This window comes from Sphingobium nicotianae (assembly GCF_018603885.1).
GTDB lineage: Bacteria > Pseudomonadota > Alphaproteobacteria > Sphingomonadales > Sphingomonadaceae > Sphingobium > Sphingobium nicotianae.
Genome location: NZ_JAHGAW010000010.1, coordinates 109776 through 125502 on the forward strand (window position 1 = coordinate 109776; position 15727 = coordinate 125502).

The window sequence follows — 15727 nt, forward strand, 5'->3', positions numbered from 1 at the left end:
AAATCCTTCAGCCGAAATCGACCGGATATGGTTTGAGGTCACCCGAGGCATAGCGCGTTTCCAGGCCGGGTGTCCCGTTTTCCAGCACCATGAGCATCGATCGTTTCGGCGAGAAGCCCTGATGCCGAATGTCGGCCGGCATCGCGCAGACATCTCCCGCCTTCATCACCACCCGGCCGCGCGGCGCGCCCGTATTCTTGTCGGCGATGTTCCAGTGGATCTCGTCGGAGAGCTGAATGAACCACTCGTTGCGGTCGTTGCCGTGGATCACCGGCAGCATATGCTCCTCGGACGTCACGCAGCAGATGTTGGCGCGCGTGACCGCGCTGATCGACGGGTTCCAGGTCACGTCCGAGCGGGCGATATGCTCGAAGAGGTTGATCGCATGGAGTTGCCCCTCGAAGCCCGGCTCGCAGACGATCTCGGGCGCATCGAAGTTCATGTCGGCAAAGGCGCGGTTGATCGGATGACCGGTCGCGTCGGATCGCACGCTCTTGTCGCCCTCCAGACCCAGCATGCGGTCGGCGGCGATGAAGGCGCGCAGCAGCGGGTCGGTCCGCTCCTTGCCCTTGGGGCCCATCGGCGATCCGGTCTCCAGCGGGGCGTTCAGGGGATCATAGCCTTCGCTGATCCAGTCGCGCGAGATCGTCTCGAAAGCATGCGCCACCGTCTCCGCCGGGAAGGTCTCGAGCAGGTCGATGCCGGCTTCCTTGCAGCCCCGGTCATAGGAGCCCGCGAAAATGTCCACCGTGCCGTAATGATTGGTGGTGCCGAATATGTCGTCGAAGAAGATCCAGCCGTAGAAGAAGCCCCAGCCGATATCGCGTACCATTGCGCGCAGGAAGCGGTCGATCTCGATGATGTGGCTGCCCCTGGGCCAGGTGATGTGGGCGAAATATTCGTCCCGGCGGAACGTGAAGCTGCCGAGTCTGAAGCTGGTATAGCCCGTATCTGGATCGGTGCCGATTTTCTCGATTCCTGCGTCCATCACGTCCATCGATCCTCTCCCTATCGCAGCGTGCAGATTTCCGACCAGCGCTTGATCGTCACCGGGCCGTCGACCGTCTGGATGATCGCGACGGCGGGTTTGCTCGACACCAGCTGATAGGCCGCGCCCTCGGGCAGCAGCACCTGATGGCCGCGCCGCGCCGTGACGCGACCCATTGCCGGGCCGTTGGGCTTGGCGCCCAGCTGAACCGCCCCGCCCTCGTGGCTGGGCCGCTGGCCATCGGCCAGCTTGATGAAGTTGAAGCTGACCTCACCGTCCATCACCAGCGCGAATTCGTCATGCGGCGCGGCGTACCAGGGCGAGTCCCCCTCGACGCGCATCACCTCGGCGACATAGTCGAGATTCTGCACCACCGCGACGCGCTCGAACGGGCTGGCGGCGCCGGCTACCTCGAAAATATTGGAAAAGGCGTATTTCTGCAGGTCGTCGTCGAGCTCGATCAGACCCTTCTCATAGGAATCGAGCGTCCCGACATGCGTGCGATAGACCATCGCGATCCCCTCTCTCCTGTCCGCCGGCTGTCACCGTGCGCCGGAATGTTGCGCCTCGCTTCGGAGAAAGTCAAAACGGCTTTTCGATCGCCCGTCGTCGGGTGACGGTCGCTCCCTGAGCCCGTGGCACGCCCCGGCGGCTGATAGCGCCCAGCAGCCCGCGCATGGCCCAAAATCGGTTCCGGTTGACCGCGACCGCGCCATCGTTACTCTGCTCGATTATTGCCGTCCGCAGCTTCATGCGGGGGCGCGGAGAGGGTCATGATCGAGCGCTTGCTGACCGGTTCGACGATGTGCACGAGCGCGTGCATTGTCGCCATGATCGCCTGGACCCCGGCAATGGCGCAGGCCCGGGACGCCGCGTCCAACTGGGCAGAGATCGAGCGCTGCGGCGCCCTCGTCCGGGACAAGGATCGACATAGCTGCATGGATGCCGTGCTCGAACGCGCGGGCGTGTTGGCCAGCGCGGAAAAGCGGAGTGAGGCGGCCGTGGCCGAGAACCGCGAGACGTTCGGTCTGACCCGCACACAGCGGGAGACTGCAGCTGTCAAGGGAACGGCCGCCGCGCAGCCTGCCGCGGCACCGCCTGTCAGTGCGCCGGCGCAGGTTGCGCCTGACGCGCCTGTCGTGTCGGCACCGGTCCAGCCTCCAGTCGTCGCGGCGGCCCCTGTCACGGCCGCGCCGGCCCCTCCCCCGCCGCCACAGCCGACAGCGCCGGCCAAAACAGTGGACGGCATCGCGACAAGCATTGCCAAGGCGTTCGATCCCGGCAACCGGCTGATGATCTTCGTCACGGCGGAAGGGCAGATCTGGCAGCAGTCGGAACTGAAGGATATCGGCCTGCCGCCCCGCACCGGGACGCCGTTCACGATCGAGAAGTCGGCGCTCGGCGGCTTCATGTGTCAGGTCGGCAAATACAAGACCTTCCGCTGCACCCGGCGGGCCTGACGCTGCTCCCTCCCCACTCGCCCACAGCTCGTCAGACGGCGGGGGTTGACGCCTCTCCCGCAGGCTGGGCGAGCATCGCGGCTTCTTCCTCGCGCGCCTTGCGGTTCAACTCGCCAAATGGCTTGCGCGCAATCAGGAACATCGCGACCGTGAGGGGGTAGCAGATGGCCGCGCCGATCATGAGCGAATAGCGCAACATCGATTCATCACCGAACACATGATCGGTGATCAACGCGATCACGGTGGGTCCGATCCCCCCGACCACACCGATCGTGAACATCATCACCGCATTGACCTGCGCACGCATCTCGTTGGGCGTGATCAGCTGCATGATCGTCGAGCGGGCCGGTGACCCCATCATCAGGATCAGGTTCGCAAACACGGAGCTCGCGATCGCCAGGGTGAAGTTGGGCATCAGCGGCCCGGCAATGCCGAACGGGATCATGATCGCGTCGAGCACGATCACCATGCGCACATTGGCGTCGTCATATCGCTTCGACAGTCGCTCGTAGATCCAGGTGCCGATGATGACGCCGATCGGCGCGGTGATCAGCATCGCGGTGCCGGTGAAGGGGCCGAACACCGCCGGGCTGACATGATAGGTGCGCTCATAAAAAGACGGACGCCACGCACCCGCGCCGAGCAGGAACACGCTGCTCAGGCATAGGCTCACGAAATAGGGGATCGCAACGCGCCCCTCCTTGCCACGCGTGAGAAAGCGCACGACTTCCCTGATCGGTGCGGCCTTCCGGAACTTGCGGCCCCGGCGTTGCGGTTCGCCCACGGTCGCCATGAAGATCAGGGCATAGGCGATGCCCGGAACGGCGAAGATCAGATAGACCAGCCGCCAGGAATGCAGCTCACCGATAACCGGCACATGATAGATCGGCAGCGTCGCGACGAACGCGATCAGCAGGCCGCCGATGATCAGCGCCAGCGACTCTCCGAATTGCACCGCCAGATTGTAGATACCCATCGCCCGCGTCAGCGCCTCGCGCGGCACCTGATCCGTGATCAGCGAAGTGGTCGTCGGTCCCTTGACCGCCTCCCCCGCCCCGACAACGCCGCGCGCGACGAAGAACTGCCAGAAATTCTGCGAAATCCCGCAGAACAATGTTCCGCTGCTCCACACGATGAGAGCCAGCAGCAGCAGCAGCACCCGCTTCCCCGTATCGGCCACGCGGGCCATCGGCAGGCCTGCGCACATATAGGTCATCGAATAGGCAAGCCCGAGCAGCAGGCTGATCTGGGTATCGGTAAACCTCGTGTCGGCTTTGATCGGCTCGACCAGCAAGGCCATGATCCCGCGATCGAGCTGGCCGAAGATCGTGATCCCGCAGACCAGCAGCACCGCGCCCCAGCCATAGACGAGCTTGCGCCCGGGGCGCGATGAAGGGCTGCCCGGCGCATCGGCCTCGACAGGAATCGTCGTCATGCTTTCACTCATCATCCTGTCGCCCGGTCGGGCTGCGCGCAAATGGGGGCGGCCGAAGCCGCCCCCACCTCATCCCCATCTTAGTAGTTGACCTTGACGCCCAGGTAGAATGACCGGCCGACCACGTCATAAGCACCGGAATCGGTGACACCGCTCGCCGAGGCGTAGCTGCCGACCACCGGGGTCGTTTCGTTGACGCCGACACGTGGGGGCTGCCGGTCGAACAGATTGTCGATGCCGAAGCGGACTTCGAACTTGCGCTGGATGCTGACACGCCCGGCCAGGCCGAACAGGTCATAGGCTGCGGTGTCGCTCTGCGTCGCGGTCGGCTGGGTCACCCTGGCGACATTGCGGGTCTTGGGGGTGTGACGCCAGTTCAGCGACAAGGAGCCGGGGCCGAAGTCCCAGCCGAATGTCGAGAATGTCTTCCAGCGGAACTGCGAGCCGAACGGCGGATTCTGCAGGCCGGTGGTGCTGGTCGGCGACGAGCTGTTGGCATAGTCGTACACCGGCGCATTCGGCGTGCCCTGCACTTCATATTTGTCGAGATAGTTGAAGTTCACGCTGGCGTTGAACGCGCCCTGCTCGCCGCCCATTGCGGGCGCCGGGATGGCCCAGTTCAGGGTGACGTCCCAGCCCGCCGTGGCGATCTTGCCGAAGTTCAGGAACTTCGCCGTGGTCGATGCCCATCCGCCGTCCGGGGCACGGCGCAGGATCAACTGACAGAAGGCGTTCTTCGGATCGTAGCTCGGGTTGGAGGCGCCATCGGCATTGAAGCACTGCTGATAGACGAACTGCGTCGTCGCCGGGGCGATCGCGCCGGCGATCTTGATATTGTAATAGTCGACCGTGAGCTGGAAGCGTCCGACCGGCGTCATTCCGGGCGTCTGCAACACCAGACCGCCGGTGATCGTCGAGGCCTCCTCCGGCTTCAGATCCGGGTTGCCCAGCGTCTGGTCGCGGCCGAGGCCGAAGTTGAAGGTGAAGTTGCCGGTGAAGGCCGTGTTGACCACCGGACCCGGCATTCCCGGCAAGGCATTGCACAGGTCGATCACCTTCTGCCGGTTGGGGTTGCTGGCCGTGTTGCCGTACCCGCCGGTGTGGGTGTTCGAGCAGGGATCATATTCGGTCCAGGTCACGGTCGAGAAGATGCCCGGCTGGAACAGCTCGGCCACGTTCGGCGCCCGGCTGGCGCGCTGATAGCCGCCGCGCAGGGTGGCGATGTCGTTGACCTTCCAGTTGCCGGTCACCTTCCAGGTGCTGACGCCGCCCGCGGTGTTGTAGTTGGAGTGGCGGTAGCCCGCGTCGAGATCGAGCGACTTGACGAAGGGCAGATCCTTGAGGACCGGAACCAGAATTTCGGCATAGAACTCCGAAACGGAAACCTTGCCGTCGACCGGCTTGGTATCGAACAGGCCGACCGTCGAGGAAACGATATTGTTGCCGTTGATCCCGTCATCGGGACGATAGACATATCGGTTCTCGCGATAGTCGGCGCCCAGCGCCAGCTTGACCGGCCCGGCCGGCAGATCCAGCAACGTGCCCTGGAAATCGGCTTCAGCCTGATTCTGGGTGAGTGAGCTGGTCGTCTTCAGATTGGCGGATATGATGTCGATGCAGTCCTGCGACACCTGACCCTGCGTGAACGGATTGAGCCCGCTGGTGCACTTCGCGTCGGTGCCCAAGCGGAAATTCTGGAAGATCTGACCGGCGCCGAAGTTGGGGGAATTGATCAGCGCCTGATAGCGCGCCTGGTCGGCCACGCCGCCCTGAAGCACTTCCTGGCTGGTCCTGCCATGCGATGCGAAGGCATCGAACGTCCAGTCGCCCAGCCCCAGCCGGCCACGCAGACCGGTCAGCACTTCATAGGTATAGACCGTGTTGTCGGTCGTGATCGAACCGAGAAAGTCGAGCGGCTGGGCGAGCTGCCACGGATCGTCCTTGAACGGCCGGCTGTTGAGCACGTTGCACAATGTCCCGGGCACCGGATGGCCGGAGGCCGCGCCACAGGTCGCCGAGTCATAGGGCACGCTGACGCCCCACTGCAGGTAGGCGGCGGAAGGCTGCGCGCCACGGGTCTTGGTGTTGGTCTGGTTGAAGTTGCCCTGGACATAGACGGTGATGTCGGGAGTGACGTCATAATAAGCGTTGCCGAACATCGAATAGCGGGTCAGCGGCAGCGCGATATAGGCCTCGGTGCCGTTCGGATAGAGATCCCTGGACGTGATAGCCCCCGCAGCATTGCGGTTGTTCTTCGTGCGCGTCAGCGGATAGGAAACGCTGCCCTTGTAACCCGGCGCAAAAATGCCGCTCTTCAGACCGTGAATGTTGGTGAACAATGTGGTGCCGGCCAGCGTCTGCGACGGATTGAAAAACAGGTAGGTCGAACCGGCGGCGGTCACGTCACCGGGAACATAGCCCGGAACCCCGGCGAAGGCGGCGTCGATGGCCGCCTGCGTGGGTGAGTTGACGAGATGTGGCAGGTTGGTGGAGTAGTTGGCGGCATTGGCCGGCTGATAGCCGTAGAAGAACGGGAATGAGGCGACCGTCGCGCTGTCAGGGTCCGAGAAGGCGTCGCTGAAGAACGAGCGGTCGATCGCCGAGACCGGGTCGCGCTTTGACCAGCCGATGCCGAGCATGGCGTTTCCGCGATCATCGGCGAAATCCGAACCCACCAGGATCGAGGCATCATATTGCTGCCCGTCGCCCCGCGACGTCACGCCGGCCTGGCTGTCGATGGCCACGCCGGTGAAGTGGCGCTTGAGCTTGAAATTGACCACGCCCGCGACTGCATCGGCACCATAAGTGGCCCCCGCGCCGCCCGTGATGATCTCGACCCCGTCGAGCGCCGCTTTCGGAATCGTGTTGAGGTCGACCGCGAGGCTGGCATTGGCCGGCTGCGTGCGCCGGCCATCGAGCAACACCAGGGTCCGGTTGGGGCCGAGGCCGCGCAGGTTGGCAGTGGCGATGCCGGGGCTGGAGGTCGGATTCGGCTGCACGTCCGTGGCGCTGGTCCGCTCGTTTGCGCCCGCCACGAATTGGGGCATCTTGTTGAGTTGCTGATCGATCGAGACGGCCGAGGTATTTTGCAGCGTCTCAGAACTGACGGTGGCAATCGGGGAGTCCGAAGAATAATCGCGGCGCGAAATGCGCGAGCCGGTCACGATGATTTCGCTGTCGGTAGCGGTTGCGGCTTCATCTGCGGCCGCAGCGCTTTCATTCTGCGCGAGAGCCGGGGCGCTGGCCAAAGCCGACACCCAAAAAGCGCTGGTTACCAGCCAAGCGCCACGTGCGCCCAACGAACAAGAGTTCCTGTGCATCCATCTCTCCCTTCCAATACCGCGCCCGTTTCGTGACGGACGCGGTTTCCAAATTCATTATCGGGAAGGGTAAGACGCAATGCCGGTACGACCTCACGCCGGCAGCTCGAACCTGCAACGACAGGGTCGGTTATCCCCCCCAAAAACGATCCCCGACTCGTATCGGTCGAAGTTGGGAGAATTTTTAATTCAAACTCGAATGATTGCAACGCGATTTGAACGCGGAAACAGACCGGCACAGCCTTCGGTTCATCGCGCAGGTGCGGAATTCGGCGTCGCTACGATCTGCCGATGCGGCAAAAATCGACCGGTCGCCCTGGCCAAAGAAGGCTAAGCTTTACGGGAGATTTTATTCCCGGCCGACCAGAATGACGGGACGGTAATCCGGTCGAACGATTTGCGATCCAGAAGATCGGCAACGAGCGTGATCGATCGCTCTAGGGTCCGGATGAGGGCTCGCCGACCAGCGAAACTCCGGTTTGACCGCGCCACTGCGCCCACAGAGGGGCGATCGGACGACAGGCCACCAGCCGCGTCCGATCGCCTCCCGGATGAGGTCTCGCTATTTCGAAACGGGGCTGATCACGATGGCATTGCCATCGGGCTTCATCTGGACGAGATGCGAAATGCCGTCCTCGCACGTCGCCCGCCAGGTTACAGTGTTTTTGACCGCTTCGATCTGCTCCGCTTGACGAACCTCCTGGCAGGACAAGCCGGCGTCGCGGATTGCACGGAAGAAGACGGCGTTTCTCCTGTCCTGGGGAAGGGCAGTCACCTCGGCCACATAATTTCTCGCGTTGCCGGCCGCATCCGTCTCGACGGCAGCGTTGTTCGCCGCGCCGCCACCCTTGTCAGTGCTGTTGCATGCGCCGAGCGCAGCCAGGGTCAGGGCAATCAGGATCCTACGCATCATGTTCCTCCGTGGTTCGCAGGGAAAATGAGCGCCTGAGACCGTTAAGCCCATCCGTAGATTTCCGGACGGCGGCCGATGCGGCACGTCGCGAGATAGTCGTACGCCCTGCCTACGTATCTTCCCCGAAAGACAAGCTATCCCACCCCGACCATCCTTGCCGCAAATTCCGTGACGGATGGCAATGATGAGCGATAATTGGGTCATTTGGTTCGACAAGATCGGCATTGGCGATGTCGCGTCCGTCGGCGGCAAAAATGCCTCGCTCGGCGAGATGGTGCGGACATTGTCCGCGCAGGGCGTGCGTGTGCCCGCGGGCTTTGCCGCGACCGCCGACGCTTACCGGGTCTTCGTCGCGGCCAATGGCATCGAGGCGTCGATGCGAGCGCACCTCGCTTCCTACGAGCGAGGTGAGGCGACGCTTCAACAGGTCGGCCAGGCCATTCGAACTCTGTTTCTGGAGGGCGAGATTCCTCCGGCCGTCGCCGATGCGCTTGTGGCGGCCTATGATGAGCTCAAGATCCGGGCGGGCACGCCCAACCTCGCCGTGGCGGTGCGCAGCAGCGCAACCGCCGAGGACCTGCCTGGCGCCAGCTTTGCGGGGCAGCAGGAAACATTCCTCAACGTCACGGGCCACCGGGCGCTCCTCGACGCGTGCCGGCGCTGCTTCGCCTCTCTCTTCACCGATCGCGCGATCAGCTATCGCCAGGTCAAGGGATATGGTCATTTCGACGTCGCCCTGTCGATCGGCATCCAGCAGATGGTGCGGTCCGATCTGGCCGGCTCGGGAGTCATGTTCTCGATCGACACCGAGACCGGCTTTCCCCGGGTTGCGGTGATCAGCGCGGCGTGGGGACTCGGCGAGACGGTCGTGCAGGGCAGCGTGGATCCCGACAAATATCTGGTATTCAAGCCGCTGCTTCAGACGGCCGGCGCGCGCCCGATCATCGAGAAGAGCCTCGGCCAGAAGGCGATCAAGATGTGCTACGCCGAAGGTGGCAGCGAGCGCACGCGGCTGATGGAGACGGTCCCTGCGGAACGGGAGGCCTTCGTTCTTTCCGATGACGATATCCTCGAGCTTGCCCGATGGGCCGTCATCGTCGAGGCGCATTATGGCCGCCCCATGGACATGGAATGGGCCAAGGACGGGGAATCAGGTCGCCTTTACCTGGTCCAGGCGCGTCCCGAGACCGTGCAGGCCGGTCTCAGCCAGTCCAGGATGCTGCGCTATCGGCTCACGGGAAAAGCCGGCACCCCGCTTACGACCGGCGCCGCCATCGGCAGCGCAATCGCATCCGGTCAGGCGTGCATCATCCATTCCGCTGCCGACATCGGCAAGTTTCGCGATGGTGCGATCCTCGTGACGGGGACGACGGACCCGGATTGGGTTCCGATCATGAAGCGAGCCGCCGGCATCATCACGGATCATGGCGGCGCCACGAGCCACGCGGCCATTGTCAGCCGCGAACTCGGTGTTCCGGCAGTCGTCGGGACAGGCGACGCGACGAGAGTCCTGAAGACCGATCAGCCGATCACGCTGAGCTGCGCGGAGGGTGATATCGGCAGCGTCTATGACGGCCTGATCGCATTCGATCGCGAAGAGATCGACTTGGGCGCCCTTCCCGAGACCCGAACCGATGTCATGGTCAACATCGCGGAACCCTCCGCCGCGTTCCAGTGGTGGCGCCTGCCGGCCAGGGGCGTTGGACTCGCGCGCATGGAGTTCATCATCAATACGCTGATCAAGGCCCACCCAATGGCCCTCTTGCATCCCGAGCGGGTCAGCGCGGAAGAGAACCGGCTGATCGGGGAGCTCACGCGCGGCCACGCCAGTCCGGCCGATTACTTCGTCGACATTCTCTCGCGCGGAATCGCGAAGCTGGCGGCGCCTTATTACCCGCATCCCGCGATCGTGAGGTTGAGCGATTTCAAGACCAACGAATATGCCCATCTGCTCGGCGGGCGGGCATTCGAGCCGCAAGAAGAAAATCCGATGCTCGGCTTTCGCGGCGCCTCGCGTTATTATGATGAGCGCTACCGTGAGGGCTTCGCGCTCGAGTGCCGGGCTCTCAAACGGGTTCGCGATACGCTCGGCTTCAGCAACGTGATCGTGATGGTGCCATTCTGCCGGACGCCCGAGGAGGCCGACCGCGTGCTGGCGGTCATGGCGGACAACGGCCTTCGCCGGGGCGAAAATGGCCTCCAAGTCTACATGATGTGCGAAATACCTTCGAACGTGATCCTGGCCGACGCTTTCGCAACGCGTTTCGACGGCTTTTCCATCGGTTCGAACGACCTCACCCAGCTGGTGCTCGGCGTCGACCGGGATTCCGATCTGCTAGCGGCTTTGTTCGACGAACGGAATGACGCGGTCCGGCACATGGTCGCCGAAGCGATCCACAAGGCGCATGCAGCGGGCATCAAGATCGGCATTTGCGGCCAGGCGCCAAGCAACTATCCCGACTTCGCGGCCTTCCTCGTGGACGAGGGTATCGACTCGATCTCGCTCAATCCCGATAGCTTCGTGCGCACGATAGCTCATATCGCCGCGGCCGAGAGCGCGCCCGTCGACCAACCGGACGCCCAGAGTGAAGCCGCTGCGCTCGGTCACGTCTGGTAGCGATCTGTCCCGGCCACTCGCAACCGCCCCGACCCGCGAGTTATCTAAGGGAAATCCCTTAGTTCACCGGAGGCCCCGGCTTGATAGTCTGAGATCCCAGATCGGTGATCCACTTTTTGCAGGTATGCGTGACAGAGATATCGACACAGGCCCGGCGCATTCCCACCCATATTCTCCTTGCGCATAGCGACGCGGTCGCGCGGCGGACGCTGCACCTTGTCCTCGCGGCCAGCGGTTATCAGGTCAAAGCCTATGCGCTGGAAGGTGCCGTTTCGCGCGATCCGGGGATAAGCGAGGGTTCCTGCCTCATCGCCGAGCATCGGCGACCGCACATGGACGGCATCGCCCTGCTTCTCGATCTGCGCGCCCGACTGTGGCGCCGACCGGCAATTCTCCTCGCGGCGGAGAGAAGCGATGACCTCAAGGCCGAGGCGAACGCGGCGGGTTATGCCCACGTCCTGCAGCAGCCGTTTGCTCACCATGTTCTGCTCGGCATGGTCGACAGCCTCGTGGCGGTCGGCTGACGAACAGGTACCTGCGCTCTGCCGTCTCTTCGGCGGATTGTCCTATAGCGCCGGAGGCACCGGAGCCGTAGCGCGCGCGATAGCGTCGGCAAGCATATGCTCGCGAAGCGGTTTTTCGAGAACATCGCTGAAGCCTTCGCCTGTCGCCTGCTGGACGAGTTCCGGCGAATGATAGGCTGTGATCAGGATGGCGGGCTTGTGCCAGCCCTGTGCCCGCAGAGCCCGCAAGACCGCCAGCCCGTCGATCTCGGGCATGCGATAGTCAGTAATGAGGCAGACGGCCTCTCCGGCGAGCGGATCGCCAATCAGCGCGGCGCTCGATGCATAGGAGCGTATGTCATAGCCCTTGGCGTGGAGGAGCAACTGCAGGGACCGCCGGACGCTGGGCTCGTCCTCGACGAGAAGGATGATGGGACGCTCTGAGACATTCCCGATATCGCTGTTCATGTTTTTCTCGCATTGGGCCATCGCATTGTGTGGACCGTGTGCGAGACTTGGCAGGTCCATCACCATATGTCGCTACGTAGACACCCCATCAGGGACTTTCCCCCAGATTTGCGGCAAAGGCGATGCGCAGTGCGTCGGACAGGCTGCGCACCCCCAATTTGGTCATCAGGTTCGCGCGATGCACCTCGACTGTGCGGGGTGATATGCCAAGATCATAGGCGATCGTCTTGTTCGGCAGCCCCTCGGCCAGTCCCTTGAGGACGTCCTGCTCCCGGCCGGTCAGGGCAGCGATCATCACAGCCGCATCCGCTGCCCGCGCAGCCCGCTTGTCGCTGTCCTCAAGCCGCTCGAAGGCGGCCTCGATCGCGTCGAGAAGAACAGCCTTCTCGAACGGTTTTTCAAGAAACTCGACGGCGCCCGCCTTCATCGCGCGCACGGCGATCGAGACGTCGCCGTGCCCGGTCAGGATAATTACCGGCATCGCCACACCGCGCTCGAGCAACGCCTGCTGAACCTCGAGGCCGTCCATTTCCGGCATGCGCACGTCGAGGAGGATGCAGCCGGGCTCCGCATGTTTCACCTCGCGCAGAAAGGCGACGCCCGAGACATGGGTCGTGACCGAGAAGCCGGATGTCTTGAGCATGAAGCTCGCCGAGCGCCGGATCGACTCCTCGTCGTCCACGATGTGGATCATGCGCCTATCGGTCATTGACACTCTCCTGCTCGGCTTCGACCAACGTGAAATGGAATTGCGATCCGCCACCCGGGCGCGGCTCCAGCCAGATGCGGCCGCCATTCGCCTCGACAATCGTGCGGCAGATCGACAATCCCAGACCCATCCCGTCATTCTTGGTGCTGACGAAGGCGGTGAATAATTGCTCAGCAAGTTCCGGCGACACGCCCGGTCCGGTATCCGCCACCGTCACCCGAATGAACCCCGTTTTTTCGCGGTGGGACGAGATCCATAGCTGGCGCTCGGAGGAGCCGGCCATCGCCTCCACGGCATTGCGCAGGAGGTTGATCAACACCTGCTGGATCTGGACTTTGTCGAGCAGCACCCGCGACGCCGCCGGGTCGAGACTGAAGTGCACGTCGACGCCCTTTTCCCGCGCGCCGAGAAGGCCGAGCGCGGCCGCTTCGCCGATCAGGGAAGGAAGGTCCTCGACGGTCTTTTCGACCTCTCCGCGCGCAACGAAGTCGCGCAGTCGCCGGACGATCTGGCCGGCACGCAGCGCCTCGCCGACCGCGTCGTTCAGGGCTTCCTGTATCATCGGCAAATCGTCGGGATCTCCCTGGGCAAGAAGATCGCGCACACCCTCGACATAATTGGCGACGGCCGTGATCGGCTGGTTCAGTTCATGCGCCAGGGTCGAGGCCATCGTCCCCATCGCGCTGACGCGCGCAATATGGATCAACTTGGATTGCAACTCATCGAGACGCTCCTGCGTCTCCTGCCGTTCGGTCAGATCGCGAATGAAGCCGGTGAAGACGCGTTGGGTCTCGCCGATCGCCTCACCGACCGCCAGTTCCATGGGAAAGGTCGATCCGTCCCGGCGCGCGCCGATCACGACACGGCCGATGCCGATGATCCTGCGCTCACCGGTCGCCAGATAACGCTCCAGATAGGCGTCATGACGTTCGCGGTCAGGCGATGGCATGAGCATGCTGACGTTCGATCCCCGAACCTCGGCCTCGGAATAGCCGAACAGCCGCTCCGCCGCCGCACTGAACGAGAGGATGATGCCTTGCTCATCGATCACGATCATTGCGTCCGGGACCGTCGAGAGGATGGAGCGCAGATGGCTTGCGCTGGCCCTGTGCGCATTCTCGGCGGCCCGTTCGCCCGTTGCATCGCGGACCACCTTGCCAAATCCGCGCAGCGCGCCTTGCTCGTCGCGCAGCGCCGTGATCGACACATGCGCCAGGAATTCCGATCCGTCCTTCCTCAGGCGCCAGTCATCTTCCTCATATTTGCCTTGCTCACGCGCCCGCTGCAGGTCGGCGGCGGGCTTGCCGGCCTTCGCGGCGTCGGCAGGATAGAAGATCGCGCAATCCTGACCGATGACCTCCCGTTCGGTCCAGCCCTTGAGACGCTCCGCTCCCCGATTCCAGATCGTGACCCGCCCTTCGGGATCGAGCATGTAGATGGCGTAGCCATGGGCGCCGTCGATCAGGAGACCTAGTTCGTCCGCCAGGTCCGAAAACTGGCGCTGGCGCCTCCGGTCCAGCGCGGCGCGGCGGCGCCCGAGAAACGCATACCGAATGTCCAAAAGGGCAATCGCAGCCGCCGCCAGAAGCAGGAACGACGCGTCCAGCGGCGTCGGCCTTGCGGCCGGATCCAGGAGAGCGAACAAGGTTCCGACAAGGACCGCAAGGAAGGCTGCGCCTGCCGCCGCCCCGGCGATGCCGAGCGCGGCCACGACCAGAATTGCGAGGATGAGCAGGACGTACGGACTATGCTCAATGCCCCCGGCACGAAGAGACAGCGAAGCTAGCCCAGCGACAAGGACCGGCAAGATGGCTGCGGCGTAGGCCAATATCGGTCGTTGCCGCACACGGTCTGTTGCGCGAAGCATCAGTTAGGTCTCGAACCCGATGCTCCCGCCCTAACCGGCTCCCGGTCGCGAAGGCACACACTGGCCCGGCGCTTGCAGCGCTCAGTCATGTATAGAATTGACCAGACGCGATTGGTCGCGCGGCGTTGTAGTGACATCGACCTAACCCCGGCACGGACGTGACATATTTTCGCGTCGCGGAAAAGCCCCAGCGAGCTTTGAGGACGGGAATTTCCGTCGGGAAGGCTGGAGCATCAGTGGTTTGCGGCTACGCGGACCTTGACGTCCTTCCCGACCTTGTCGCCGGGATGCAGGATCACGCGGTCGCCAGGAGCGAGTCCGCCGAGTACCTGCGCCATCTCGTTATTGATGCGGCCGACGCGAACGGTCACCGGCTCCGCCCTGCCTGCCACGACCCGAAACACATTCCATTCCGCTCCGTTGCGAAACAGCGCGCCGAGCGGCACCAGCGCAACGTCGGGCGAAGACCAAATCGCGATCCGCACGGTCGCGCGGAACCCATGCCCCAGCCGCGCCCATGCCTCGCGCGGTTGCACGAAGCCGATGATCACATTGACCCGTTGCTCCTCGACGCCCAGCGCCGACACTTTGAGAAAACCATAAGGCTCAATCAGGCGGACATAGCCTTTGAGCGCCCGATCGCCGCCCCAATCCTCGATCGAGACCGCGGCGCCTGGCCTGACCCGCACCGCATCCGCCGACAGAAGGTCCGTGACCATCTCGAGCCTCTCGGGATCTCCAACTGTCACCAGCGGTGTCCCTGCCAGGACGGTCCGTTCGCTCTCCTGCGGAACGGTCAGCACATAGCCTGAAACGGGAGAGTGAACAGCGACCGGCGCGCCCGCCGGAGCCCCCGTTCCGGGAGAAATGAGTCCGGCGCGCGCTGCGTTTGCACTCTCGCTTGCGGCATGCTCGGCTTCCCGAGCCGCTTGCACGGACGCCCGAGCCCTGTCCCGTGCTGCTTCCGCCTCGTCCAGCCTGGCCTGGGCGACATACCCGCTCTCGCGCAACGCCGCCGTGCGTGCCAGCTGACGTTCGGTCAGCTTGAGCGCCGCCTGTGAATCCCTTACCTGTGCGCGCGCCGCCGCCGTCTGCGCATCGAACAATCGGATGTCCGCCTTGACCTGGGCCAGTGTCCGCGCGTCCAGCGCGGCAGGTTCCGCCGGCTGGATGGTGGCGAGCAGCGTCTTTCCGGCGACCACCTTGTCGCCGGGCTTCAACGGCACGCGGCGCAGAGCGCCGGCGATGGGCGCCGAGACAGTATAGAGATCGCGGACGCGCGTTTCGGCGAGGTCGTCAACCGTCACCGTCATTGGACCGCGCGCCACGATCCCCTCCTCCACTTCGATGGCCGGCGTACGGGTCGCGAAAACGATAGCGATCGCCACGACGATGACGATCAGCGCGACGACGATTCTAGGGCCGGTAATGAAGGTCCTTCCCATGA

The 15727-nt window shown here is 63.8% G+C and carries 12 protein-coding genes; 3 read left to right on the top strand and 9 right to left on the bottom strand.

All coding sequences use genetic code 11. From position 1 onward, the window contains the following. Nucleotides 1-7: 7 nt before the first annotated feature. Nucleotides 8-988, bottom strand: a complete 981-nt coding sequence (locus tag KK488_RS15395) for a hydroxyquinol 1,2-dioxygenase (RefSeq protein WP_250890538.1) — start codon at nucleotides 986-988, stop codon at nucleotides 8-10. Nucleotides 989-1008: 20 nt separating this feature from the next. After that, nucleotides 1009-1500: a cupin domain-containing protein gene (locus KK488_RS15400; RefSeq protein WP_214624592.1), complete on the bottom strand. Its 492-nt coding sequence runs from the start codon at nucleotides 1498-1500 to the stop codon at nucleotides 1009-1011. A gap of 261 nt (nucleotides 1501-1761) precedes the next feature. On the opposite strand from KK488_RS15400, the gene KK488_RS15405 reads away from it, so the two are divergent. Next, nucleotides 1762-2448, top strand: coding sequence for a hypothetical protein (locus tag KK488_RS15405; protein WP_214624593.1), 687 nt, complete (start codon nucleotides 1762-1764; stop codon nucleotides 2446-2448). 31 nt (nucleotides 2449-2479) lie between these two features. Here the strand turns inward: KK488_RS15405 and KK488_RS15410 are convergent, their stop codons facing one another. The 3 genes from KK488_RS15410 to KK488_RS15420 all read right to left on the bottom strand — a co-directional run bounded on the left by KK488_RS15410 (nucleotide 2480) and on the right by KK488_RS15420 (nucleotide 8113). After that, nucleotides 2480-3883: an MFS transporter gene (locus KK488_RS15410; protein ID WP_214624594.1), complete on the bottom strand. Its 1404-nt coding sequence runs from the start codon at nucleotides 3881-3883 to the stop codon at nucleotides 2480-2482. A gap of 80 nt (nucleotides 3884-3963) precedes the next feature. Continuing rightward, a complete protein-coding gene (locus KK488_RS15415) occupies nucleotides 3964-7131 on the bottom strand; it encodes a TonB-dependent receptor domain-containing protein (protein WP_214624595.1) in 3168 nt (1055 codons plus the stop codon). A 634-nt stretch (nucleotides 7132-7765) separates the two neighbouring features. Beyond that, nucleotides 7766-8113, bottom strand: coding sequence for a hypothetical protein (locus KK488_RS15420; RefSeq protein WP_214624596.1), 348 nt, complete (start codon nucleotides 8111-8113; stop codon nucleotides 7766-7768). A 187-nt stretch (nucleotides 8114-8300) separates the two neighbouring features. Between KK488_RS15420 and ppsA the strand changes: the two genes are divergently transcribed. Further along, on the top strand, nucleotides 8301-10733 hold the full coding sequence (gene ppsA / locus KK488_RS15425; RefSeq protein ID WP_214624597.1) for a phosphoenolpyruvate synthase: 2433 nt from the start codon (nucleotides 8301-8303) through the stop codon (nucleotides 10731-10733). A gap of 128 nt (nucleotides 10734-10861) precedes the next feature. Beyond that, nucleotides 10862-11257 carry a response regulator transcription factor FixJ gene (locus KK488_RS15430; protein WP_214624598.1) on the top strand — a complete coding sequence of 132 codons (396 nt, stop codon included), beginning with the start codon at nucleotides 10862-10864 and terminating at the stop codon, nucleotides 11255-11257. A 42-nt stretch (nucleotides 11258-11299) separates the two neighbouring features. On the opposite strand, the gene KK488_RS15435 is transcribed toward KK488_RS15430, so the two are convergent. The 4 genes from KK488_RS15435 to KK488_RS15450 form a co-directional block, all read right to left on the bottom strand. Further along, nucleotides 11300-11704, bottom strand: coding sequence for a response regulator transcription factor (locus KK488_RS15435; protein WP_214624599.1), 405 nt, complete (start codon nucleotides 11702-11704; stop codon nucleotides 11300-11302). A gap of 88 nt (nucleotides 11705-11792) precedes the next feature. After that, the gene (locus tag KK488_RS15440; RefSeq protein ID WP_214624600.1) at nucleotides 11793-12413 is read right to left on the bottom strand and encodes a response regulator transcription factor; all 621 of its coding nucleotides are present in this window, start codon (nucleotides 12411-12413) and stop codon (nucleotides 11793-11795) included. Continuing rightward, nucleotides 12403-14280 (bottom strand): PAS domain-containing sensor histidine kinase, encoded by a 1878-nt coding sequence (locus tag KK488_RS15445; protein WP_214624601.1) that lies wholly within the window; start codon nucleotides 14278-14280, stop codon nucleotides 12403-12405. Before KK488_RS15445 ends, KK488_RS15440 begins: the two co-directional genes overlap by 11 nt. Before the next feature lie 233 nt (nucleotides 14281-14513). Continuing rightward, nucleotides 14514-15725 carry an efflux RND transporter periplasmic adaptor subunit gene (locus KK488_RS15450; RefSeq protein WP_214624602.1) on the bottom strand — a complete coding sequence of 404 codons (1212 nt, stop codon included), beginning with the start codon at nucleotides 15723-15725 and terminating at the stop codon, nucleotides 14514-14516. Nucleotides 15726-15727: the final 2 nt, after the last annotated feature.